The sequence below is a fragment of the Thermoplasmata archaeon genome (assembly GCA_035622275.1).
Lineage (GTDB): Archaea > Thermoplasmatota > Thermoplasmata > Lutacidiplasmatales > UBA184 > Lutacidiplasma.
In genome coordinates this window covers 1-23,401 of record DASPVQ010000004.1, presented here as the reverse complement: position 1 = coordinate 23,401, position 23,401 = coordinate 1, and the positions used below count along the sequence as shown (strand labels likewise).

The following is a 23,401-nucleotide window of genomic DNA, read 5'->3' as shown; positions in this document are numbered from 1 at the left end:
CTACCCCACGATCTGGGCGAGCGGCCCGAGGGCGAGCACCGGGAGGAAGAGGAGCGCCGAGACGATGATCAGGATCATGGTGAGGTAGATCGTGAACGTCGCACTCGCCGTCCGCAACGTCCCCGGGCCCGGCGGCAGCACGTCCTGGCTCGCGAACAGGCCGCCGACCTGGAGCATCGCCCAGATCGGGACGAAACGGCCGACGAGCATGACGAGGGCGCCGGTGACGTTCCAGAACGGCGTCGCGTCGTTGAAGTTGGCCGCCACGAGCGCGCTCCCGTTGTTCGCGGCTTCGCTCGTGAGCTCGTAGAGGACGCTCGTGAACGTGTGGGCGGAGGCGGCCGTCGACGAGGTCAGCGTGATGCCGGGGTCGCCGGCGAGCACCCCCACCGAGAACGGCACGAGGATGATCGCGGGATGGATCAACAGCGCGAGCGCGGCCCACTTCACGTGGCTCGTCTCGATCTTCTTCCCGAGGTACTCCGGGGTCCGGCCGACCATGAGGCCTCCCACGAAGATCGCGAGGACCGCGAACAGCAGCAGCGTACCGAAGCCCGTGCCCTCCCCGCCCGGCGTGCTCTGGGTGAACATGCCGAAGAGCAGGACCATCTGGGCGACCGGTGAGACCGAGCCGATCGCCATGTTGTTGGCGCCGACGTTGGAGTAGACGCTCACGACCTGGAAGAGCGAGGCCTCGGGCAGGCTGAAGCGCGTCTCCTGCCCGACGGGGAAGCCGTTCGTCGACGGGCCGAGTCCGACCACGGTCGACAGGGCCGTGTCCGTCGCGGCCTGGTAGGCGATGAACAGCCCGAGCGCGATCGCGAAGACGATCAGGATCGTGCCGAGGTACGGCCACGCCTCGCCGCGGCGCCGGATGATCTGGGAGAAGGCGAACGGCGTCGAGAAGGGGATCAGCATCATGACGCCGATCTCGAACAGGTTCGAGACCGCCGACGGGTTGGCGAACGGGGAGGCGGCGTTCGCGGAATACCAGCCGCCGCCGTTCGTGCCGAGCAGCGAGATCGACTGGAACGACGCGACCGGACCGAGATAGATCGTCTGCGTGCCGCCGGTGAGCGGATGGGCGATCACGAAGTTCGTGAACGTCTCGGGGACTCCGAGCAGGACCATCACGATCGCGACGACCGAGGCGATCGGCAGCAGGATCCGGGTGATGCTCCGCACGCAGTCGACGTAGAAGTTGCCGATCGTCCCGTCCTTGCGAACGAAGCCGCGGATCATCGCCGCGGCCGCCGCGAGGCCGGTCGCCGGGCTCACGAACATCGCGAGCTGCCAGGCGATCACGGAGGCGCCGAGGCTGATCTGCGACTCGTTGGTGAAGTGGGTGAAGTCGGTGTTGGTGGTGAAGCTCGACGCCGAGTGGAACGCGAGGTCCCAGCTCATCCCCGGGACGCCGGTCGCGTCGAGGGGCAGCTGGGCCTGGAAGAAGAAGTAGACATAGAGGAACGCGAAGACCGCGCCGTTGACGAGCAGGAGCGCGACGAGGTACTCGCGCGGCCGCATCGAGCGCCGCGGGGAGGTGCCGAGCAGGCGGTAGACACCGCGCTCGATCGGGGCGAGGAGGACGTCACCGAACAGCGGGCGGTTCTGGTAGACGCCGCCCAGGTACGCGCCGAACCAGGGCGCGATCGCTAGGACGAGGCCGATGACGAGGATGATGTCCCAGAGCGACTCGAAGTCAATCACGGACCTCCGACGCTCAGATCCTCTCGGGATGGATCATGACGTAGAGGAGGTAGACGGTCAGACCGATGGCGACCACGGTCAGCGCGACGAGCCCGCTGTGGTCGGCGAGCGCGGAGAACCAGCTCATCGCTCCCCTGAGCGCGTTTCACCTGGGGGCGGTTATTTAGCCTCGCCGACGCAGCGGTATGGGCTAGGCCGTCTCACGCAGGCTTATAGTCCGGACTCGGCGGGCGCGGGCCCCGAGCGGGAGGTGCTGAGTGGGCCGGCCCCGGACTCCCGCCGACGGCGGGCCTCCGCGGAGAGGCGGCGAACGATCCGTCGCATCGCCTTCTCGCGGCGGACCTCGGCGACCTGGTAGCGTGCGTCCCGGGTCTCCCGGGTGAGGAGCAGCACGACGCGACCGAGCGAGCTGCGACCGGTCCGCCCCCGGCGCTGGATCGCGCGGATCTCGCTCGGCACCGACTCGAAGAAGACGACGAGGTCGACATCGGGCACGTCGAGCCCCTCTTCTGCGACACTGCTCGCCACCAGTATCGGGAACCGGCCGGCGCGGAACGCGTCGAGGACGCGGGCCTGCTCCGTCTGGCTCATCCCGCGGTCGTCGGCGTCGCGCGTCGCCTGCCCGACGAATCGGCCCACGGTCCATCCCTGGAGCTCGAGCTGGGACCGAATGCCCTGGATCGTGTCGCGGTACTGCGCGAAGACGAGGATGCGCGGCGGGTGGCCGGCCGGGCGGGCGAGCGTCGACCGCACCAGCTCCACGAGGGCATCGAGCTTCGGGTGCGACGGCTGGCGCGTACCCGAAAGATACGCCTCGGCCTCCGCCCGGGCGCGGGCGACCTCGGGGAGCTTGAGGAAGGCGGTGTCGCCGCGGGCCGGTTTCTCCTTCGCGGCGACGCGAGCAAGATACTGGAGGAACGGCTCGACCCCCTGGGTCTCGAGCCGCTCCTGCGCGTGGTGCAGGTGGAGGAGGACGAGCTGGTGGAACAGGGGACCGAAGCGACGGACCATCGCCCCCGGGCGAGCGAAGATCTCGGCCCGCAGCGCGAGGAGGTCCTTGACCGAGAGCGACCCGATCGGCTTGCGGCGCAGGTAGCCCATCTTCTGCAGCTTGCGGGCGGTCGCGCGGGCCGCCTCGGCGAGCGACGCCTGGATGCGCGCCGCCTCGGGCGGCAGGTCGACCCAGCAGGCGTCGATCGCGACGGGCTGGACATGCTCCGCAACGCCCGGCTCGTCCCGGGTGCGGGCCTCGACCCGGCCGACGCCGAGGGCGCCGACGACCTCCTCGATGCGCTCGATGCGACCGCCGGGCGACGCGGTCAACCCGAGGACCCGACCGCCCGCCCCTCGATCGGTCCGGTAGCGGGCGGCGATCGGCACGTAGGCATACTTGCCGACCGCGTGGTGCGCTTCGTCGAAGACCACCAGCGCGACGTCGGTGAGTGCGTAGCGACCGGCGGCGAGGTCGTTCTGGACGACCTCGGGCGTCGCGAAGACGAGCTCGGCGTCCTCCCACGTCCCCTCGCGCTGGGGCCGGGCCACCGTGCCGGTGAAGCGGGCCGAACGCATCGGGACGAGCCAGCGCGCGAACGACTCCGCGTGCTGGCGGACGAGAGGTCGGGTGGGCGCCAGCACGAGCACCTTGCCCGGATCCCGCCGCAGCACCTCGGCCGCGACGAGCGCCGCGATGACGGTCTTGCCCAGACCCGTCGGCAGGACGACCAGGAGGTCCTCGTCCAGCGCGATGCGGGCGAGATCGATCTGGAACGGGAGCGCCCGGATCTCCTCCGGGCGCACGAGCGGGTGGCGGACGTGGCCCCGCTCGGTCGCCCAGGTCCCCGGCAGCGCTGGCGGTCGCGTCCGCCCGACGGCGATCGGGGGCGCCGGCTCCAGGCCGAACTCCTCGAGGTGACGCTGGCCGCCCACGCCGCTCCGCCTCGCTCCCTCGGCCTCGCCCTAGACGAGTCCGCCCCGCGTCAGGAGCGTCTTGTCGCCCAGGTAGGGCCGCAGGACCTTCGGGATCTCGATCGACCCGTCCGGTCGCTGGTACTGCTCGGCGATCGCGGCGATCGCCCGCGAGGTCGCGATCGCGGTCGAGTTGTGCGTGTGGGGGACGATCTTGCCGGGCCGGCCGGCCTTGCCGAGGCGGATCCCGAGCCGTCGCGCCTGATAGTCGCTGCAGTTCGAGCAGCTCACCACCTCGCGGAACGCCTGCTGGCGCACGAACCAGGCCTCGAGGTCGTACTTCTTTGCGGCGACGGTGCCGATGTCTCCCGTGCAGACGTTGACGACCCGGTACGGGATCGCCAGCCGCCGGAAGACCTCCTCCGCGTTCGCCCGCAGCTCCTCGTGGATCGCCGACGAATCGTCCGGATGGCAGAACACGAACTGCTCGACCTTCTCGAACTGATGGACACGGAAGATCCCCTTCTGGTCGACACCGTGACCGCCGATCTCCCGGCGGAAGTTCGTGCTGAGACCCGCGAGGCGGATCGGCAGGGAGTCCTCGTCCAGGATCTCGCCGAGGCGGAGCGCGGCGAGCGGGTGCTCGCTCGTCGCGATCAGGTAGAGATCGTCGCCCTCGATCTTGTACATCACGTTCTCGAAGTCGGCAAGGTCGGTCACCCCCTCGTACGGGCCGCGGCGGAGCAGGAACGGCGGGATCACCGGCGTGAAGCCCCGCTCGATGAGGAGATCCAGCGCGAAACGCTGGAGCGCGAGGTCGAGCGACACGATCGGGCCCGACAGGTAGTAGAAGCCGGCCCCGCTCGCGCGGCGGGCCCGATCGAAGTCGACCATGCCGAGGCCTTCGAGGAGCTCCCCGTGGGCTCGGCGGGCCCCCGCGTCCCGGATCGGGTCCCCCCAGGTCGAGACGACCACGTTGTCCGAATCGTCCTTGCCGTAGGGAACGCTGGGATCGAGCAGGTTCGGCAGACGTTTGAGCCGCTCGTCGCGCTCGAGGAGGAGCGCGACCTCCCGCCGGGTGAGCTCGTCGAATCGCTCGAGCGCCTGCTTCGCCTCGGCTTCGAGCGGGCTCGACTCCTCGTGGCGGGAGCGCGCCGCGGCGATCGACCGACTCAGCTCGTTGCGCCGCTGTCGCAGCCGGTCCGCCTCGGCCCGGGCGGCGCGCCAGGCCGCGTCCTTCTCCCGGGCCTCCCCGAGCAGGCGGAGGTACTCGGGTTGGCGACGGCGGGCGAGGTTCGCCTCGACCTCCGCAGGCTCGCGTCGCAACCGCTCGAGGTCGATCACGCCGCTCGGGAGGAGACGAGGGCGAAAATCTTTGTCCCCGGCGGGTCCCGAGCCCCGCCGGGGCCTCCCGCGTCCCACGAAACGCTAAGTACGCTCGCGCCGGCTCCGGCGCGGCAGCAGGATCGCGGTCATGACCGAGGAGTTCGGCCTCTTCATCGGTGGGCGCTGGGAGTCACCGCCCGGCGCGAAGCGGTTCGAGACGATCAACCCGGCCACGCGCGAGCCCGTCGGCTCGTTCGTCGCGGGGACCGCGGCGGACGTCGATCGCGCCATCGCCGCCGCCTCGCGGGCGTTCCCCGCCTGGAAGGAGACGCCGGCGCCGAAGCGCGGCGACCTCCTGCTCGAGGCCGCGCGCCGTCTCAAGGAGCGCAAGAGCGCCGTCGGCCGCCTCGTGACCGAGGAGATGGGCAAGGTGATCGCCGAGGGCCTCGGCGACGTGCAGGAGTCGATCGACTTCATCGAGTACATGGCCGGCGAGGGCCGCCGGCTGTTCGGGGAGACGGTGCCCTCCGAGCTCCGCTCGAAGTTCTGCCTGACCGTTCGGCAGCCGAAGGGGGTCGTCGCCTGCATCACACCGTGGAACTTCCCCACCGCGATCCCGAACTGGAAGATCGCGGCCGCGCTCGTCTCGGGCAACTCGGTCGTCTTCAAGCCGGCATCGAACACGGCGCGCTGCGCGGCCGAGGTGGTCCGGATCTACGAGGAGGCCGGCGTTCCGGCCGGCGTGCTCAACCTCGTCACCGGTTCCGGCGGCACCGTCGGGAACGCGCTGGTCGCCGATCCGCGGGTGCGCACGGTCTCGTTCACCGGCGGGGTCGAGACCGGCCGGGAGGTGTACGTTCGCGGTGCCCAGGGCCTCAAGATGGTCCATCTCGAGCTCGGCGGCAAGAACCCCGTGCTGCTGATGGAGGACGCGGACCTCGCCCTCGCGCTGGACGGCGTGCTGTTCGGCGCGTTCGGCACCTCGGGCCAGCGCTGCACGGCGACCAGCCGCCTGATCGTGCACCGGGCGGTCTACGACGAGTTCCTCGGGCGCCTGATCGAGCGGCTCCGCTCGTTCCCGGTCGGCGACCCGCTCGACCCGCGGACGGGGATGGGCCCGGTGGCGAGCGCCGACCAGGAGCGCAAGATCCTCGACTACATCGCGCTCGGTAAGCAGGAGGCGACGCTGCGCTACGGCGGCGAGAAGCTGACGGGGGGCCTCTACGACCGCGGCTACTTCCTCGCGCCCACGATCTTCGAGACCCGCCACGGCACGCGGATCTCCAAGGAGGAGATCTTCGGCCCGGTCCTCTCGGTGATCCGCGTCGCGGACTACGAGGAGGCGGTCCGGGTCGCCAACGATGTCGACTACGGGCTCTCCTCGTCGATCTACACGCGCGACGTGAACCGGGCCTTCCGCGCGATGGACGACCTCGAGGCCGGGATCACCTACGTCAACGCGCCGACGATCGGCGCGGAGGTCCAGTTGCCGTTCGGGGGCGTGAAGAACACCGGCAACGGAGGCCGCGAGGCCGGAAGCGTCGCGATCGAGGAGTTCACCGAGCTCAAGACGGTGTTCATCGACTTCTCCTCGCGCCTGCAGAAGGCGCAGATCGAGGACGGCACCGGCGGATGAGCCCGTTCCGGGGATCGGACGAGGCCCTCGACCGGGAGATCGCCGCGGTCGAGGGTATCGTGCGGGTCCGCGTCCGGCGGACCGGCGCCGAGCTGCGGGCGCTCGATCGGGACCTGAGGGAGCTGCGGCGCGAGCGCGCCCGACGCCGATCCGCCGGCGACGAGGCGATCGCGACGCAGGACGCGGCCGGTGCGAGCGCCCGCGCCTAGAACGGGCCGGTCCGCCCGGGGTTGTCGAAGTTCGTGAGCAGCGTCTGGCCCCGGTTCTTCGGGCGTCCGAGCGGGGCGAGGAGGGCGTCCTCCTCGAGGGCCGGCATCGTCTCGGAGATCGGGACGTCGACCTGGATCTCGCGCGTGCGGCCCCCGCGCCCGCGCGAGACGATCGTGGCGCGGATGAGGCCGAGCGACTCGAGCTCGCTCACGTAGTTCGAGATCGAGCGCGCGTGCAGCGGCGGGAGCCCGAGGCGCTCGGCGAGCCGCTTGTAGTTGTCGTACACCTCGCCGGTCAGCACGCCGGTCCGGCGACGCTCGTAGGACTGGAGGATCGCGTAGAGCAGGACCTTGCAGTGGGGCGGCAGCGAGCGGCAGCACTCGACGATGATGTCCTTCTCGAGGCGGTTCTTCGCCTTGACGACGTGGTCGCGCGTGATCCGCTTCGCCCGGTCGCGCTCGGCCATCTCCGCGGCGAGGCGCAGGAGGGCGAGCGCGCGGCGGGCGTCGCCGCTCTCGAGCTGCGCGTAGGCGGCGCACAGCTCGATCACCCCGGGGTCGACGACCCCGTCGCGAAAGGCGACGCGCGCGCGGTCCTGGAGGATGTCCTGGAGCTGGGGCGCCTTGTACGGGTCGAAGAGGATCTTCTCCTCGTTGAGGCGGCTGCGCACGCGCGCATCGAGGTGGTTCGTGAACTTGAGGTCGTTCGAGATCCCGACCAGCACGAGCCGCGCGTCCTCGAGCTCCGTGTTGATCTGGCTCAGGGTGTAGAGGACGTTGTCGCCGCTGCGGGCGACGAGCCGGTCGATCTCGTCGAGGATCAGGACGATCGTCCCGCCCTTCGAGTCCATGAGGCGGCGCATCGCGCTCTGGACCCGGTCGAGCGACCAGCCCGTGGGGATGCGCTCGGCGTCGGTGCGGGCGAAGGTGTTGCCGATGTTCTGCAGCAGGCTGTAGGCGGTGTCGATGTTGCCGCAGTTGATCGAGATGAACGCGAGCTTCGCGGCGCCGGCCTCGGCCCGGCGCTGGAGGTCCTGGCGGACCTGGGTCACGACCGCGGTCTTGCCCGTCCCGATCTTGCCGTAGAGGAGGAGGTTGGACGGGACATCGCCGCGCAGGGCCGGGGCGAGGACCTCGGCGATCTGGCGGATCTCGCCGTCGCGGTGCGGCAGCCGCGCGGGCACGTAGGAGTCCCGCAGCACCTCGCGGTTCTCGCGGAACAGCTCGCTCTTCGTCTGGAGGATCGCGTCGAGGAACTCCGCCGTCGAGCTCGGGGTTGTGGGCGGAGGGCTCGCGCCACCGTAGGGCGGCTCGGGCGCGCTCCCTCCGCTCGTGGGACGGTCGCTGACGGGCGTGACCGCCCCGGGGCTGGCGTGTCGTAGGTCGGGCCTATCCGGCGTGTCCGCCGGCCGGTCCTCGCTGTCAGGTGGCACCGTCGACGCCTACCCGGGCCTCGGGCGGCGCTCGGAGGAAGGCGAGCCATATCAACCTTCCGAAAGGAACACGGCTCGAACGCGCGCGTTCGAGGCCCGACGGCGTGTCGAGCGCCCGCGCGGGCCCCGGATGGCGACCGAACGCATTTGAAGGGGCCGGAACTCCGGTACGGGGATGGCGAGCTACGGATCCGCCCACGGCGGGCACGGCCACGTGACGAAGAGCCCGATCTCCGTCGCCTGGGTGGTGCTCGCGGCGCTCCTCGGCGGCGCCGGGATCTTCCTCATCTTCGAGTGGCTGTTCACGTTCAACTGGGTCTTCTTCCCCGGGATCGCGCTCGTGATCGGCTGCACCCTGATGCTGCTCGATCGGCGGGCCGGACTCGACCACGCGTGAGCGCGGGACCGAGGATGGCCGCTCCGGATCGGGAGCGAGCCCCGACGATCGTCAAGCTCGGGGGCTCGGTGCTCACGCGCAAGCGCGAGGTCGAGCGCCTGCGACCGAAGCTCCTGGCCCGCCTCGCCCACGAGGTGGCGAGCACGACGCAGTCCCGGGTAGTGCTCCTCCACGGCGCCGGCTCGTTCGGCCACCCCGGGGCGCGTCGCTTCGGCCTCGCGCGCCCTCCCGAGGACGGCGCCTCCGCGGCCCAGCGTTCCCGGGGTGCGGCGATCGTGGCCGCCGAAGTCCGCCGCTTGCATCTCGCGGTCCTGCGGGCCCTCCTCGCGGCCGGCGCGTCGCCGGAGTCGATCCCCCTGAGCACCCACGCCGTCCAGCGCGCGGGCCAGCTGCGCTCGCTCGATGCCGGACCCGTGCGGGACGCGCTCGATCGGGGACGACTTCCGGTCTCGTTCGGCGACGTGGTCCCGGACGAGGCCTGGACCAGTTCGATCCTCAGCGCGGACACGATCGCCCTCGAGCTCGTTCGGGCCCTCGGGGCCCGACGCGTGATCTTCGTGAGCGACGTGCCGGGCGTCTACGACGGTCCGCCGGTCCCCCGGCGCCGCATCGTCGCCGAGGTGAGCTCCGCGACGCTGGAGGGGCTCCGTCCGCCCGCCGACCGGCCCGACGTCACCGGCGGGATCCGTGGCAAGGTCGAGGCGATGCTGGCGATCGCCGCGGCCGGCGCGGACGCAGCGCTTATTAGCGGACTGACGGATGGCGCGCTCTCGCGCGCCCTGAGGGGGGAGTACGTCTACGGGAGCTGGGCGCGGGCGCCGTCGGGATGAGACGGACGATCCGTCCGGCCTCGACCTGAGCCACCGCAAGGCCGAGCACGTCAAGATCGTTCTCGGACGCGACGTCGAGGGACGCTACCGATACTGGAACGACGTCCAGCTGATCCACAAGGCCCTTCCCGAGATCGATTTCGCCGACATCGACACCTCCGTCGAGCTGCTCGGCCACCGCCTGCGGGCGCCGATCGTGATCACGGGGATGACCGGGGGCTTCCCGGACGCCGCCAAGATCAACGACCACCTCGCCCACGCCGCCGCCGAGGTCGGCGTGGCGATGGGGGTCGGCAGCGAGCGGGCGGCGATCCTGAAGGGCCAGTACCCCGACAGCTACGCCACCGTCGCCCGCCACGCGGTGCCGCTCAAGTTCGCGAACATCGGAGCTCCCCAGATCATCCCGCAGGGCCCCCACGACCGGGTGGTCGGGCCGGCCGAGGTGCGCGCCGCGATGGAGCTCATCCACGCGGACGTCCTCGCGATCCACCTCAACTTTCTCCAGGAGATGGTGCAGCCCGAGGGGGACCGCCGCGCCCGCGGCTCGCTCGACCGGATCGGGGCCCTCGCGTCCGAGTTCCCCGTCCTGGTCAAGGAGACCGGCGCCGGGATCAGCCGGGCCGTCGCCGAAGCGCTGCGCGACCACGGCGTGCGGGCGTTCGACGTCAGCGGCACGGGCGGGACCAGCTTCGCCGCCGTCGAGCACTACCGCGCGCTCGAGCAGGGCGCCGAGCGCGAGGCCCGGGTCGGCAAGACGTTCTGGGACTGGGGGATCCCTTCGCCGGTCGCGGTCCTCGAGCTCGTCCCCCTCGGACTGCCGGTCGTCGCGAGCGGCGGCGTGCGCAGCGGGCTCGACGTCGCCCGCGCGCTCGCGCTCGGCGCGACGGCCGCGGGGACGGCGGGCGGGGTGCTGCGAGCGGCGTCCACCGGCTACGAGGAGACCCGGCGGGAGCTCGAGCACCTTGTCCACGAGCTCAAGGTCGCGATGTTCCTCACCGGCTCGCGCACGATCGCCGAGCTCGGCCGCGCGCCCTACGTGGTGACGGGGGAGAGCCGGCAGTGGCTCGGGCGCTGATCGGGCCGACGCCGCCGACCTCGGAAGAGGTCCATCGCGAGAAGCTCGCCGCGATCCGCCGTGCGGGCGGCGGCCCCCTGCCCTCGAACGTGGACTGGATCGCGGGACTGCCCGCGCCGCAGCGACGGCGCTTCGAGGGCGTCGTCCGTCGCAAGCCCGCGCGCACGCTCTCGGGCGTGGCGGTGGTCGCCGTGATGACCGCGCCGGCGCGCTGCCCGCACGGGCGCTGCACCTACTGCCCCGGCGGGGTGGAGAACTCGAGCCCCCAGAGCTACACGGGCGAGGAACCGTCCGCGCTGCGCGGCGCGCAGCTCCACTGGGACGCGGAAGCGATCACCCGGAACCGCATCGCGGCGCTCGAGGCGATCGGGCACCCGACCTCCAAGGTCGAGGCGATCGTGATGGGCGGCACCTTCCCGGCCCGACCGCGCCGCTTCCAGGAGGAGGTCCTCCGCGGGATCTACGAGGGGCTCAACGGCGCTCGCTCGGCCTCGCTACCGGCGGCGATCGCGGCGAACGAGACCGCGGTCCACCGGCTCGTCGGCCTCACGGTCGAGACCCGCCCGGACTGGTGCGACGGGCGCGTCCTGCCGTTCCTCCTGGACGCGGGCGTCACGCGGGTGGAGGTAGGCGTGGAGTGCCTGCACGACGACGTGCTGGTCGCCGTGGGACGGGCCCACGGCACCGGGGACGTCGCCCGCGCGACGCGGGAGGCGCGAGACCGGGGCCTCAAGGTCGGCTACCACCTCATGCTGGGGCTGCCGGGAATGGACCCCGCCGCCGACCTCGCCGACTTCCGCCGGCTCTGGGACGAGGAGGAGTACCGGCCGGACTTCCTCAAGATCTACCCCACGCTCGTCCTCCCCGGCACGCCGCTGTTCGAGGATTGGCAGCGCGGGCGCTACGCGCCCTACGACGAGCCGACGGCGACGCGGCTGCTGGTCGCGATGAAGCGCGTGCTGCCGCCCTGGGTCCGGATCCAGCGGATCCAGCGCGACATCCCCTCTCGGCTGATCGCGGCGGGCGTGCGGGCGAGCAACCTGCGCGAGCGGGCGCTCGCCGGGCTCGCCGAGGCGGGCGAGCATTGCCGCTGCCTGCGCTGCCGCGAGGTCGGCCGACGCGCGGCCCCCCCGCCCGACGAGTTCCGCCCGCTTCGCACCGAGTACCGTGCCGCCGGAGGCCGCGAGGTGTTCCTCTCGATCGAGCATGCCGCCTCCGACACGGTCGCGGCATTCCTGCGCCTGCGCTTCCCCTCCGACGTGACGGACGGGGGCCTGTGCGAGCCGGTCGTCCGAGAGCTGAAGGTCGTCGGGAGCCCCGTCGCGGTCGGTCTCGCGCCGGGACGCGCGACCGAGTACCAGCACCGGGGCCTGGGACGGGCGCTGCTCGCCTCGGCCGAGGCCGAGGCGCGGGACCGCGGCTTCTCCGGATTATACGTCACGAGCGCCGTCGGCACGCGTGAGTACTACGCGCGCCACGGCTTCGAACGCGCCGGGCCGCTCCAGCGCAAGGCCCTCGGGACCGCCGGGGCACCGACTCCGCCGTTGCGCGGTTCGTAACCGTTAAACCCACCCCCGGCTCCGCGGTCCGAAGTGGATCGGATGCCCCGGAACATCGCCGTAGAGCCGCTACGGACCGTCCATATCGAGGACCAGGAGATCGAGATGGTCGAGCGCAAGGGGCTCGGCCACCCGGACTCGATCGCGGACGGGGTCTCCGAGTCGGTCAGCCGGGCGCTCTCGCGCCTGTACCTCGACGAGTACGGGCGCATCCTCCACCACAACACCGACGAGACGCAGGTCGTGGGCGGCGCCTCCGAGCCCAAGTTCGGCGGCGGCCGGGTCACGAGCCCGATCTACATGCTGCTCGTCGGCCGAGCGACGACCGAGGTCAACGGCGAGAAGCTCCCGTACCGGGAGACCGCGATCGAAGCGGCCCGCAAGTACGTCCAGTCGGTCTGTGCCCACGTCGACATCGACCGCCACGTCGAGTTCGACTGCCGCATCGGCTCGGGCTCGGTCGACCTGCGCGGCGTCTTCGAGCAGAAGGCGGTCCTCGCGAACGACACCTCCTTCGGCGTCGGCTTCGCCCCGCTCTCCGACCTCGAGCGCCTCGTGCTCGAGAGCGAGCGGTTCCTCACGCTGAAGCTGAAGAAGAAGCTCCCCGCCCTCGGCGAGGACGTCAAGGTGATGGGCTACCGCCAGGCCGGGCGCATCCATCTCACGGTGGCCGCGGCGCTCGTCGACCGCGAGGTCGCCGACGCGAGCGAGTACCGTTCCGTCTGCGACCAGGTCACCGAGCAGCTGACGGACCTCGCGGCCAAGCTCACGCAACGCGAGGTGTCGATCGACGTGAACACGGCGGACGATCCCGAGCTGGGGCGCTTCTACCTCACGGTCACCGGCTGCTCGATGGAGGCGGGGGACGACGGCTCGGTGGGCCGGGGCAACCGGGCCAACGGGCTGATCACCCCGTGCCGCCCGATGAGCCTCGAGGCGTCGGCCGGCAAGAACCCCGTCAACCACGTCGGGAAGATCTACAACCTGCTCGGGAACCTGATCGCGAACGACATCGTCCGCGAGACCGGCGGCAACGTCAAGGAGGTCCACGTCCGCATCCTCTCTCAGATCGGCAAGCCCGTCGACGAGCCGCAGGTCGCCAGCCTCCAGATCCTCCCCGCCGACGGCGTCAAGCTCTCGAGCGTCGAGTCCAAGGCGCACGCGGTCGCGAACTCCTGGTTCGACCAGATCGACACGATCCCGCGCCGCCTGCTGACCGGAAAGCTGACCGTCTTCTAGCGGGGCCGCGGGCGGCCCCTCCGTCTAAATAGACCTTCGGACCAGTTACTGACGGGTCCGCGCCCGAGCCCGGGGCGCGCCCGCGGTGGCGTGCGGGATCGTGAACGAGCTCTACGTGCTCCTGTTCGTGGCGGTCGTCCTCGCGATCGTCGCCGCGGGCGTGCTCCTGTTCGTCATCCAGCGCTTGAAGCGCCGTCGCGCCCAGTTGCTCGCCGACCTGAACCGCCCGTCGCCGTTGCTCCCCGACCGGGCGTTCAACCGCCTGGAGATGGCCCGGCGCGAGGAGGGGATCCTCGCCCGACAGGGCACCGACGTGACGCGGGCGCGCGAGCTGATCGCGCAGTCCCAGTCGGCGTTCGACCTGCGGCAGTTCTCCCGTTCCTACGAGCTCGCCCAGTCCGCCCACGAGGCGCTCGTGCACGCCCGCCAGGGCGTCCCGATCCCGAGCGGCCCGGCCCCGGCCGCCGTCGCCGGCGCGAGCGATCCCGAGGCGCGCGGGCCGGCGGCCGCCGGCAGGGGGCCCCTCGCCCCGGTGGAGGCGGGCGCGTCGGCGCCGTGGCCCTCCGCGTCGCCGGTCTCCCGGCTCCCCCACCACCGGGTCGAGTCGCAGTTCGAGTTGCACCTGCTCACCTCCGAGCTCGAGCGCGCCCGCGCCGAGCGGCCGAACGCGGCCGCGATCGGAGCCGCCGCCGGGCTGCGGGACCAGGCCCAGAGCGCGTTCGACCGGCAGCAGTACACCGACGCCCTCCGGCTCGCGCTCAAGGGCCGCCGCGAGCTCGGCTCGGATCTCGGCACCGTCGCCGGGGGCCCGACGACCTCGGCGGCCAGCGGAGGGGCGGACGGGGGCGCGATGGACCCGGCGGGTGCCGCCGAGCAGGCCGCCGCGAGCTCGCGCTGCCCGCAGTGCGGCTACCCGGCCCGTGCCGACGATACGTTCTGCCGGGGCTGCGGACTTCCCCGCCAACCCGTCGTCTGCCCGCGCTGCGGCGCGGACCGGGCCCCGTCGGACACCTTCTGCGGCCGCTGCGGCGAGCGTTTCAGCTGACCGAGGGGGCCGACGCGGCGCGCTCGGCCGTCCACTCGTCCAGGCGGCGCTGGGTCCGGGCCTCGTGCAGCACGGCGCTCGCCCGCAGCCAGCGCTCGAGCGGGATCGCGAACGTCGCGGCGATCATGGCCGACAGTTCGGCGAGGCTCCCGAGCCGCTCCGCGGGCCGGCGCAGCGCGGCCCGCACGTACTCGCGGACGGTCCAGACGCCGAGCGGCAGGATCTCCCCCGGGTGGACCTCGCGCAGCACCACGACGCCGGCCTGGCGCCCTCTGGTGAGCAGGGCCTCGCTCGTGGCGAGCCGAGCGGCGTAGTAGCAGCCCCCGATCGCCGCGTACGTGGTGCGACCGTCGTGGCCCTCGTGGTCGCCCATGACGATGATGCGCGACGGATCCGGGTTCCACAGGGTACCCGGATACCAGGCCTCGATCGATTCGTAGCGATAGGCGCCCGGCAGCAGCGCGATGATCCAGCGGTTGTCCAGCGCGGTGAGGCGGTGGACCTCGATCTCGGAGAGCTCGGGGAGCTCGCGGACCCGTTCGAGGTTGCGCTTGGAGATCAGGTCGTCGACCGCCGTGATGCTCCAGCGGGTCGGGACGAGGCGACGCCGGCCGTGCCGGCCGAGCACGCCCACGCTGAACGCGCGCTGGATGCGGCTGACCCGAACCCCGCGCTGGTAGAGCTCGCCGACCGCGATGCGGGCGTTCGCGTCGGTGTCCGAGGCGAGACGGTCCAGGTGGGGGTCCACCCGCCGCACGTCCAGCCGGAACCGCTCGATCGGCGCGCTGGGGCCGAACGGGGGGGTGGTGTCGGAGAGGGCGAGGTGGCCCCGGGGCGGCCGTCGGAAATGGGTCTCGCTCTCCGACGACTCCGCTGCGATCCCGAGCAACTGCAGGTCCTCGAGCAGGCGGATCGGCCGCTCCGCGTCGGTCACGCGGATCGGGGCCGTGCCGCGCACCAGCGAGGTGCGGAACGAGACGACCTCGGAGACCGAGCGACCGACCCACTCCTCCGGACTGTCCAGGAGCTCGGTCGAGCCGTGCTGAGGGGAGAGGAGCGGGCCGAAGGAGACGCGGGGATAGCCGTAGCGACCGACGAACAGCCCCGGCGGGGAGGTCCCTGCGAGGTCCTGGCCCCCGACGAGGGGCAGAGTCTGCTCGAAGGCGTGGTACTTGAGCAGGATAGGGCAGACCGGTTTCCCGCAGAGCATCTGGGCCGAGCGGCAGCGCAGGCACATGGTCGGATCGTCGCGCAGGCCCGGGATGCTCCAGGACAGCGTGTCGAAGGCAGCGAGCCCCGGTAGCGGGGGCGCGGTGGAGGAGCCCATGCTCCCGGGGCTACGGCCGCCACCGCTCAAGAGCGGCACCGGGGGGTCGTGGAACGCCGCGCGGGCCTCTCGGCCGCCCGCGCTACCGCGGGTTCAAATACCGAGGTGGGGTCGCCGACCGCGGCCTGGGACTGTGGGGTAGCTTGGTCCATCCTTCGGGGTTCGGGACTCCGAGACGCCAGTTCAAATCTGGCCAGTCCCACTGCCGTCCCGCGCCCGAGTGAACGCCCCTACAGCTGGGTCTGAGCGACCGACCGAAGCTCCTTGCCCGCCCCCTGAAGGAACGGCCCGCCGTGGTAGGTCAGCAGCGAGTCGACCGACAGCTGGGCCATGCGTCGGGCCGAGATCAACGCGGTCGGGACGTGGAAGGAGTACTCCGGTACCGTGAGCACGGCATGCGGACCATCACCGAAGTACAGGTCGCCGCTGAACAGCATCTTGCGTTCCGCCTGGTAGAAGGAGCTGTGCCCGGGGGTATGGCCGGGCGTGTGGTAGGCGATGAGCCCTCCGGCCGCGTCGATCGTGTCGCCGTCCTTGAACGTCTCGTCGACCCGGAACGGCTCCGCCGGCGGGGTGCCGGGGCCCGTGTACGGCGGATCCTTCGCGATGTACGCGGCCTCGATCCAGTGCGCGAAGGTCTTCGCGTGCGTGCGCTCGGCCATCGCATGGAGGGAACCGACGTGGTCGCGGTGCAGGTGGGTGATCAGGATCTTCTTGATCGCCGTGGGCTCGATCCGGTGCTGTGCGAGATAGCGCTCGATCGCCGGGTGCACTCCCGGTAGGCCGGTATCGATCAGCGTCCAGCTGGCGCCCTTGTCCTTGACCAGGTACACGTGCGTTGAGAAGTCCGGGCTCGGGTCGACGCCATCCACCTGGTGCACTCCGGGGAGGATCTCGGTCATGGTCGGCCCCGGGGCCTAGGCGTCCGCACCTAAATCCGTTCGGAGCGGCCCGAAGCGGCCGCGGGGCGCCCGGTTCGGGACCGGCGTCTCCCGGCAGACCTTCTTATACTGGTTCCTCGCAAAACTGACGCTCGGTATGTCGCCTCCCCGCTGGGCCGTGGCCATCGCCGTACTGCTGACCGTCTCCGCGATCGGAGCCGTGGTCCCGAACCTGGTCCACGGCCCGGCTCCTCCGGCCGCCGCCCCCCGGGCCGACGCGAGTCCCGCGGTCGGGCTCGCCTACGACATCCTGAACGGCTACGGGACCTCGACGGACAGCTTCAACATCGGCGTCTCGGGCGCCGACGCGCTGTACTTCACCATCTACGACCCGATTGACTCCCACGTCAACGTCACGATCACCGACCCCAACGCTACCCGGGACGGCGTCCCGACCCCGGCGTTCCATTACGAGGCCGCGATCAACGCGACCACGTTCGAGTTCGACTCCGTGAGCGCTGGCGTCTCCTACACCTTCCCCTCGACCCTCAGCTACGGGGGCGGGTGGCTCGTCAACTTCTCCGCGGTCAACGCCGGCTACGTGACCCAGACGGTCACCCTGCATGCCTACCACGTCACGGTGCTCACGTCGATCGGCATCAGCTCCACGCTGCCGGGCCAGCCGGTCAGCGTGTACTACTGGCTGTACCTCGACGCGAACCAGTACGCGACCTACACCGACGCGAGCAACGTCTGGATCACGGGTCACTACTGGGGCAACGGGTCCTACCAGAACTTCTTCGCCGGCGGGCGGGCGCCGCTCCCCGCGGCGACCGGCTCCGGCGAGTGGTCCGGCTCGATCCCGGGCAACGCGACCCCCGACCGCACGATCGACTTCGAGGTCTACGCGATCACGAACGTGAGCGGGCAGATCGCCGAGAACGAGAGCAACGCGATCGCCGTCGAGATCGGCGCGCTCGACGTGCCGTTCGCGGGCATGTCGAGCTCGCCGTCCGCCTGCATCGACAGCTACGCGAACACCTACACGAACGGGACGCTGCTCGCCGGGTGCCTTGAGGCGGGCTCTGATTACTACGGGCTCTTCACCCCGATCGCCGGGCTCCCCGTCGGCGTCGCGTTCTGGAACGGCTCGGCCCACGTGACCCCGGGTACCGGCAGCGTGAGCGGGCTCACGACGAACGCCACCGGCATCGCGGAGTTCACCTTCCTCGCCTCCTCGCCGCCGTTCGTCACCGAGATCCAGTACCCCCGCTACAACGACCTCAACTTCACCGTGAGCGCTCCGGGCGCCTTCGCGACCGGTTCCGCCTGGACCGCCTGGTCGAACCGCACGCTCTACGTCGTGCCGGGGACGACCGCCTCCGGCCTCGTCCGCGTGCTCCTGAGCCAGTCCCAGTACTATGTCGGCGCGACGGCGACCGCGAGCTGGTCGATCAGCTCCTCTTCGGGGAGCGCGACCGGCCCGATCACGGCCCAGGAATGGGTCGTGGAGGGCCCCGGCGCCGCTGTCCTGGACCAGGGGACGATCGACAGCACCGCTGTGAGCGGAACGTTCTCGTTCGGGGTGGTCGCCGCGATGGTCGGCACCACGTCGGTCGTCTACGTCTCCGCCACGAACGCGACCAGCGGATTCATCGGCTACGCGACCTTCGGGGCGATCGGCCCCGCCCTCCTGCTCGCCCCGGCCTCGACCTACTACGCGGCCGGCACCAGCGTCAGCGTGAGCGCGACCCTCTTCGGCGGCGGGACCGGCGCGACGATCGGCTACAAGGTCACCGGCTACTGGCCGACCGCGACCGCGGCGATTTCGAGCGGAACGGTCGCGAACGCGAGCAGCTTCTCCGTGCCGATCTCCGCGTCGAACCCGCCGACCTACGTCGACGTCCAGGCCTGGGCGACGGTCGGCAACCAGATCGTCGCGACGAGCTCGACGGAGCTGTACCTCGCGACCGGCTACTCGATCATCCTCGGGGTCTCCACTCCCTCGAGTTACGCCGACGGCAGCTACCAGCCCGGCCAGACGGTCACCCTCACCTACCAGGTGGTCGGCATCGGCGGCGCGCCGCTGCCGCAGGTCTTCGAGTTCGAGCTGTTCGCCGAGGGCTTCCCGTCGGTGCAGTACCTCCAGAACGCCCGGCCGAGCGGCTCGGTGTCGTTTGCGATCCCGTCGAACGCGGCGAGCGGCACGATGCTCATCTTCCTCGAGGCCGGCGGCACGGGGGTCAGCGACAACTGCCTGCCCCAGGGCGGCTGCGAGGGGATCCTCGCGCTGCCGATCAACGCCCACCCCTCCGTGCTCCAGCTCGAGCTGGGGGCGGGCAGTGGCCTGACGGTCGGCTGGCTGATCCTGCTCGTCCTGATCATCGTGGTCGCGCTCGTCCTCTACCTCGTGCTCCGCCGCCGCGGCGGGTCCGAGCCCGCGATGATGGCGCCGGACTCCGGCATGAACCCGCCGGCGCCGCCGCCGTCGACGCCGCCCGCGGCCGAGTGGAGCGGCCCGGCCCCGACGGGCGAGTCCCCGCCGAGCGGGGAGAGCGCCCCGACCGAGACGAGCTCGGAGTCGCCGCCGCCGCTGCCCCAGCCCCCGGCGGGCTCGTCCTAGACCGTCGGGTGACGCCCCCGGCCCGGCCCCTTCGTCCGCGGGGCCGCGCGCGCCCCGAACGCCCGTCCGAGCGCCGCGACCGAGGCGCGCACCTGCCCGATCGGCAGGCCACCGAAATCGAAGATGCCGAGGAGCTCGTCGACCCCGGCGTCGGCGTAGTGGGCGAGGCGCCGGGCGACCTCCTGCGGCGCGCCGAACACGGCGAGGTCCGCGGCTTCGAGCGCCGGCACGCTCGTCGCGTGCGGGTCCCGCCGAGCTTTCGCCTCGAAGAACGGGCTCTGCGAGCGCCGACGGCTCTCCAGGTAGCGCGCGAGCGCCGCCCGGGCGAGCTCCGGGTGCGCCCCCGCGTAGACGTGTACCGCCGCCGCCACCCCTGCCGCCGCGCCCGCGGGGACGGCCGCGCGGAACTCGCGGACCTCCTGCGCGAGCTCCTCGAGATCTCCCAGCGTGGCGTAGGGGATCAGAGCGAGCGAGGCGCCCCGACGCGCCACGAACGGGATCGCCTCGCGTCGCTGGACGGCGATCCAGACCGGCGGACGCGGTCGCTGCACCGGAGTCACGTTGATCCGGACCGCTCCCGCTCCCGGCGCGGCGGCGCGGACCTCGCGACCTTCGAGGGCAGCGATCAGGATGTCGAATTCCCGGTCGAAGCGCTCGCGCTTGGTCGCCGGATCCACCCCGAAGCCCTCGAACTCCCGCGGGATGTAGCCACTGCCGAGCCCGAGCCGCAGTCGACCCCCCGAGAGCCGGTCGACCATCGCGAACTGCTCGGCGAGCTCGATCGCGTTGTGGAACGGCAGCACGCTGACGAGCGAGCCGAGGCCGAGCCGCCGCGTGCGCACGGCGAGCGCGGCCAGCAGCACCGGCGGCGACGGACAGACGCCGCTGGCCTGGAAGTGGTGCTCCGCGATCCAGAGGGCGTCGAGCCCTGCCCGGTCCGCGGCGGCTCCCAGCTCGAGGACTTCGGCGAGGCGCTCACGGTTCGGCGGGCCGTCCGCGGGGTCCGCGTCGACCACGGAGAACGCGCTCAGCCGCACCGCGGCGGCGACCCGCGCGACGTAGAAGGCGTTTGTCGCGGGACTCGGACCGGACGGACGGGTCCTCCCCGGGCGCTCGCCGGTCCCGCGCGAAAGGCTAAGACGGGCCGACCGCCCTCTCGGGCCGTGGGCTGGTAGATCAGTCCGGAAGATCGCCGGTTTTGCAAACCGGAGGCCTCGGGTTCAAATCCCGACCAGTCCATAACCGCCGGTGAGACGGCGGTCACGCGAGGTTCATCTTCTTCAACAAGGGTGGGAATCTGGGATCGCTCCGCACGATCTCGAGTTCCGGGCGGGTCCGGAAGGGTTGGAGCGCGATGTTATGCGTCTCGACCGCGACCTCCAGACAACGGAAACAGCTGTCGAGGTCGCCGATCAGCGCGTAGGCCCAGCCGACGATCCATGCGAGTCCCGGGAATTCCGATGACGCCTCTTCGGACTTCAGCAACGCCCTCGCCGCCTCCTTCTCCCCGGACGTCGCGAGATTGTACACATGCCACATTCGCTTCCAGCCCGGATCGGTTTGTAGTTCCTCGCATCGGAGGCCTTCCGCCACGCTCTGGGCGAGCTCGGACCGACCGCGATGAAACTGCAGCACCGCGTCGTGGTACCGGTAGGAATCGGGCTCGAGCACCCCCAGCCGCTGGATCTTCACGAACGCCTCGTCGAATCTCTTGAGACCGATCAGCAGGCTCGCGAGGCCGCTGACATAACCGGCCGCCAAGGGGTCGGCGCCCTCGGCCAGCTGCCACTCCCGAAGCGCTTCGTCGAGACGGCCTTCGTCCTCCAGGAGGGTCGCGTACCAGTGATGCGCCGCGGCATAGCTCGGATTGAGCGCGAGGGAGAGCTGGTACTGCTGCTCCGCGCCGGTGTAGTCGTAGGCCTCCCACCGGATCAGTCCCAGGGAGGTATGGGCCTCGGCCAAGCTCGGGTCCAGCTCGATCGCCTGGGCGACCAAACGTCGAGTCGTCTCCTCCCAAGTTTCTCGTGGCACGTCGTGCGTTCGCCATCCCAGCAGCCGGGTGGCGTCGGCCAGGCCCGAATACGCGGCCGCGTTCTGGGGATCGAGCGAGATCGCGAGCTCGAACTGTTCCTTCGCCTCGGTGAGCGAGGTCACGGACCGTCCGTGAAGACGCGTTCGACCCTTGAGGTAGGCGAGGTACGAATCGGGTAGGACGCTCCCCCTGGCTCCCAGACGGGCCACGTCGGTCGCGCGCAGTTCGACCTGCAGCGCCTCCGCGACCTGCCGGGCGATCTCGGTCTGGACGGCGAAGATGTCGTCCAGCTGGCGGTCGAATGTCTTGGCCCAAAGATGACGGTCGGAGGCGGCATCGATGAGCTGCGCGGTCACCCGGATCCGGTTCCCGGCCTTTCGCACGCTCCCCTCGAGGATGGACTTGACCCCCAACTCCACGCCGATCAGAGCGGCCGTCTTCGTGGTGGACTTGTACTGCATCACCGACGTACGCGAGATGACCCGGAGGTCTCTCAGCTGGGAGAGGACGGTGATGAGCTCCTCGGTGAGTCCGTCCGCAAAGTACTCGTCCTTTGGATCCGGGCTGATGTTGGAAAAGGGCAGGATCGCGATCCCCGTCGAGCCTGCGCTCGCGAGAGCCGTCTCCGGCGCAGCCCAGGGCAAGACCACTCGGTACACGTCAATCGAAACCTGCAGGCCCTTCAGCGGGGCCGGGGGCAGCTTCTCGAGCTTGTTCGGGACCTTGTTGCGAACCTGACTGTAGACCTCCCCCGAGATGCAAACTCCTCCGGGGGTGGCCAAGGGCTCGATGCGGGAGGCGATGTTGACGGCATCTCCAAAGATGTCGGTTTCTTTCTGTTCGACGTCCCCGAGATGGACGCCGATGCGAAGTTGGATGGATGCGACGCCCGGTTGCGAATTCCGCTCATGGAGATGCTGCTGGATGTCCAGGGCGCATTGGACGGCCCGAAGGGCGCTATCGAATTCCGCCAGGAATCCATCGCCCATCGACTTGATCTCTCGCCCCTGGTGAGCGGCGAAGAGGGGGCGCACGAGGGCGGCCTGCTCGTCTCGGAGCTTGAGAGCGTTCGCTTCGTTGGACTGGGCCGCGGCGGTCGAGCCGACCATGTCGGTGAACATGATCGCAGAGAGGCGACGGACCGAGGCCACGGAACGGGGACCGGTCTAGTTAGATTAAGCTCCCTCCCCGAAGTACCCACCGGCGTCCGCGTGGAGGACTCTGCACTTGGCGGCACCTCGGCTCGCATCGTCGTCCGCGGCGCCGTGGCTCGAAGGATGAGGGCTCGTTCACCAGGTGCCGTTCCCCCTCCGACCGAGAAGGGCGCGCGGACGAGGGAGGACGCGGCGGGGGAGGGCGTAGGGCGCGTTAATCTCCCGGGGGCGTTCCCAGCGCATGGCCGACTCTTGGCTGAGCTACTTCGGGATTCGAGTCACGAACCTCGAGCGTTCGGTGGAGTTCTACACCCAGGTCCTCGATCTGGTCGAGCTGAGGCGGGTCGCCTACGAGGGCGGCGCGTACGTCCTCTTCAAGGACCCTCGTTCCGGCCAGCGACTGGAGCTCAACTGGTACGCCCCCGGATCCGACTTCGCTGCCCCCTACGTCCCCGGAGAAGGACTGGATCACATCGGGGTCCGGGTGCGAAGCGTCCCCGAGGCACGAGAGCGCCTCAAGAAACTCGGGATCGAGCCCGCGACCCGGGAGCTTCCTTCGGACGAAGACATGTGGGTGCTCCCGAACGGCCACCGGGTGATGTACATCAAGGACCCCGACGGGAACTTCCTCGAACTTTACGACCACGTCGAGGAATCCTGGGACGAACCCATCCCGGACCACTACTGACCGACCGCGAGGACGGCCGAGTTCCCGTTCTTTCGGTAGCGCGACGGTGGACCGCAGGCCGACGCACCGTCGATCTCGGAACGCGGGCGGATCGGGCCGGGACCGAAGGGACGCGCGATTCGGCCCGCAGGGATTCCCTCAACCCACCCGACTAGGAACCCGATCCGTCCATCTCGACCGACCGGGCCGGCCGGGGGAGCGGTCAAATGCGCGTCCGACGTCCACGACGGTGCCGGCCGCAGTCCCATGAGCGCTTCCCCACCCGAGGGCCGACCGAACGGCCCGCCGCTGCACCGCGGCGTCTGCTTCCTCAGCCGCCGCCGGGGGTGGATCGA

Annotated in this window: 19 protein-coding genes and 2 tRNA genes; 12 read left to right on the top strand and 9 right to left on the bottom strand. The window is 71.0% G+C overall.

Annotated features, from left to right (window positions below; translation table 11 throughout):
* From kdpA to serS, 4 genes are all read right to left on the bottom strand, one after another.
* Nucleotides 1-1,707, bottom strand: a complete 1,707-nt coding sequence (kdpA, locus tag VEL82_01215) for a potassium-transporting ATPase subunit KdpA (protein HXW66494.1) — start codon at nucleotides 1,705-1,707, stop codon at nucleotides 1-3.
* A 13-nt stretch (nucleotides 1,708-1,720) separates the two neighbouring features.
* Nucleotides 1,721-1,834, bottom strand: a complete 114-nt coding sequence (locus VEL82_01210) for a potassium-transporting ATPase subunit F (GenBank protein ID HXW66493.1) — start codon at nucleotides 1,832-1,834, stop codon at nucleotides 1,721-1,723.
* 83 nt (nucleotides 1,835-1,917) lie between these two features.
* Nucleotides 1,918-3,633: a DEAD/DEAH box helicase gene (locus tag VEL82_01205; GenBank protein HXW66492.1), complete on the bottom strand. Its 1,716-nt coding sequence runs from the start codon at nucleotides 3,631-3,633 to the stop codon at nucleotides 1,918-1,920.
* Nucleotides 3,634-3,663: 30 nt separating this feature from the next.
* A complete protein-coding gene (gene serS / locus VEL82_01200) occupies nucleotides 3,664-4,956 on the bottom strand; it encodes a serine--tRNA ligase (protein HXW66491.1) in 1,293 nt (430 codons plus the stop codon).
* 130 nt (nucleotides 4,957-5,086) lie between these two features.
* Between serS and VEL82_01195 the strand changes: the two genes are divergently transcribed.
* Both VEL82_01195 and VEL82_01190 read left to right on the top strand, forming a co-directional pair.
* Nucleotides 5,087-6,574 (top strand): aldehyde dehydrogenase family protein, encoded by a 1,488-nt coding sequence (locus VEL82_01195; protein ID HXW66490.1) that lies wholly within the window; start codon nucleotides 5,087-5,089, stop codon nucleotides 6,572-6,574.
* A complete protein-coding gene (locus VEL82_01190; GenBank protein HXW66489.1) occupies nucleotides 6,571-6,783 on the top strand; it encodes a hypothetical protein in 213 nt (70 codons plus the stop codon). Before VEL82_01195 ends, VEL82_01190 begins: the two co-directional genes overlap by 4 nt.
* Here the strand turns inward: VEL82_01190 and VEL82_01185 are convergent.
* Nucleotides 6,780-8,216, bottom strand: a complete 1,437-nt coding sequence (locus VEL82_01185; GenBank protein ID HXW66488.1) for an orc1/cdc6 family replication initiation protein — start codon at nucleotides 8,214-8,216, stop codon at nucleotides 6,780-6,782. The two genes, VEL82_01190 and VEL82_01185, sit on opposite strands and share 4 nt — an antisense overlap.
* A 175-nt stretch (nucleotides 8,217-8,391) precedes the next feature.
* Between VEL82_01185 and VEL82_01180 the strand changes: the two genes are divergently transcribed.
* The 6 genes from VEL82_01180 to VEL82_01155 all read left to right on the top strand — a co-directional run bounded on the left by VEL82_01180 (nucleotide 8,392) and on the right by VEL82_01155 (nucleotide 14,361).
* Nucleotides 8,392-8,613, top strand: a complete 222-nt coding sequence (locus tag VEL82_01180; GenBank protein HXW66487.1) for a hypothetical protein — start codon at nucleotides 8,392-8,394, stop codon at nucleotides 8,611-8,613.
* Nucleotides 8,614-8,627: 14 nt separating this feature from the next.
* A complete protein-coding gene (locus tag VEL82_01175) occupies nucleotides 8,628-9,443 on the top strand; it encodes an isopentenyl phosphate kinase (GenBank protein ID HXW66486.1) in 816 nt (271 codons plus the stop codon).
* A 25-nt stretch (nucleotides 9,444-9,468) separates the two neighbouring features.
* Complete coding sequence (fni, locus tag VEL82_01170; protein HXW66485.1) at nucleotides 9,469-10,518, top strand: type 2 isopentenyl-diphosphate Delta-isomerase; 1,050 nt, start codon at nucleotides 9,469-9,471, stop codon at nucleotides 10,516-10,518.
* Nucleotides 10,503-12,077 (top strand): tRNA uridine(34) 5-carboxymethylaminomethyl modification radical SAM/GNAT enzyme Elp3, encoded by a 1,575-nt coding sequence (locus VEL82_01165; protein ID HXW66484.1) that lies wholly within the window; start codon nucleotides 10,503-10,505, stop codon nucleotides 12,075-12,077. Before fni ends, VEL82_01165 begins: the two co-directional genes overlap by 16 nt.
* A 42-nt stretch (nucleotides 12,078-12,119) precedes the next feature.
* The gene (locus tag VEL82_01160) at nucleotides 12,120-13,316 is read left to right on the top strand and encodes a methionine adenosyltransferase (protein ID HXW66483.1); all 1,197 of its coding nucleotides are present in this window, start codon (nucleotides 12,120-12,122) and stop codon (nucleotides 13,314-13,316) included.
* An 85-nt stretch (nucleotides 13,317-13,401) separates the two neighbouring features.
* Nucleotides 13,402-14,361 carry a zinc ribbon domain-containing protein gene (locus tag VEL82_01155; protein HXW66482.1) on the top strand — a complete coding sequence of 320 codons (960 nt, stop codon included), beginning with the start codon at nucleotides 13,402-13,404 and terminating at the stop codon, nucleotides 14,359-14,361.
* On the opposite strand, the gene VEL82_01150 is transcribed toward VEL82_01155, so the two are convergent.
* Complete coding sequence (locus VEL82_01150) at nucleotides 14,354-15,688, bottom strand: hypothetical protein (GenBank protein HXW66481.1); 1,335 nt, start codon at nucleotides 15,686-15,688, stop codon at nucleotides 14,354-14,356. The two genes, VEL82_01155 and VEL82_01150, sit on opposite strands and share 8 nt — an antisense overlap.
* Before the next feature lie 127 nt (nucleotides 15,689-15,815).
* On the opposite strand from VEL82_01150, the gene VEL82_01145 reads away from it, so the two are divergent.
* A tRNA-Pro gene (locus VEL82_01145) sits at nucleotides 15,816-15,890 on the top strand.
* A gap of 28 nt (nucleotides 15,891-15,918) precedes the next feature.
* On the opposite strand, the gene VEL82_01140 is transcribed toward VEL82_01145, so the two are convergent.
* Nucleotides 15,919-16,590 (bottom strand): MBL fold metallo-hydrolase, encoded by a 672-nt coding sequence (locus VEL82_01140; GenBank protein ID HXW66480.1) that lies wholly within the window; start codon nucleotides 16,588-16,590, stop codon nucleotides 15,919-15,921.
* 136 nt (nucleotides 16,591-16,726) lie between these two features.
* Here VEL82_01140 and VEL82_01135 point away from each other — a divergent pair, with 136 nt between their 5' ends.
* Entirely contained in the window at nucleotides 16,727-19,192 is a 2,466-nt protein-coding gene (locus VEL82_01135) for a hypothetical protein (GenBank protein HXW66479.1), read from the top strand.
* On the opposite strand, the gene VEL82_01130 is transcribed toward VEL82_01135, so the two are convergent.
* Entirely contained in the window at nucleotides 19,189-20,229 is a 1,041-nt protein-coding gene (locus VEL82_01130) for an LLM class flavin-dependent oxidoreductase (GenBank protein ID HXW66478.1), read from the bottom strand. The two genes, VEL82_01135 and VEL82_01130, sit on opposite strands and share 4 nt — an antisense overlap.
* A gap of 128 nt (nucleotides 20,230-20,357) precedes the next feature.
* Between VEL82_01130 and VEL82_01125 the strand changes: the two genes are divergently transcribed.
* Nucleotides 20,358-20,431: transfer RNA gene (locus tag VEL82_01125), tRNA-Ala, on the top strand.
* Between the two features lie 21 nt (nucleotides 20,432-20,452).
* Here the strand turns inward: VEL82_01125 and VEL82_01120 are convergent.
* Complete coding sequence (locus VEL82_01120) at nucleotides 20,453-22,375, bottom strand: adenylate/guanylate cyclase domain-containing protein (GenBank protein HXW66477.1); 1,923 nt, start codon at nucleotides 22,373-22,375, stop codon at nucleotides 20,453-20,455.
* Nucleotides 22,376-22,619: 244 nt separating this feature from the next.
* Between VEL82_01120 and VEL82_01115 the strand changes: the two genes are divergently transcribed.
* The gene (locus VEL82_01115) at nucleotides 22,620-23,066 is read left to right on the top strand and encodes a VOC family protein (protein HXW66476.1); all 447 of its coding nucleotides are present in this window, start codon (nucleotides 22,620-22,622) and stop codon (nucleotides 23,064-23,066) included.
* Nucleotides 23,067-23,401 lie beyond the last annotated feature (335 nt).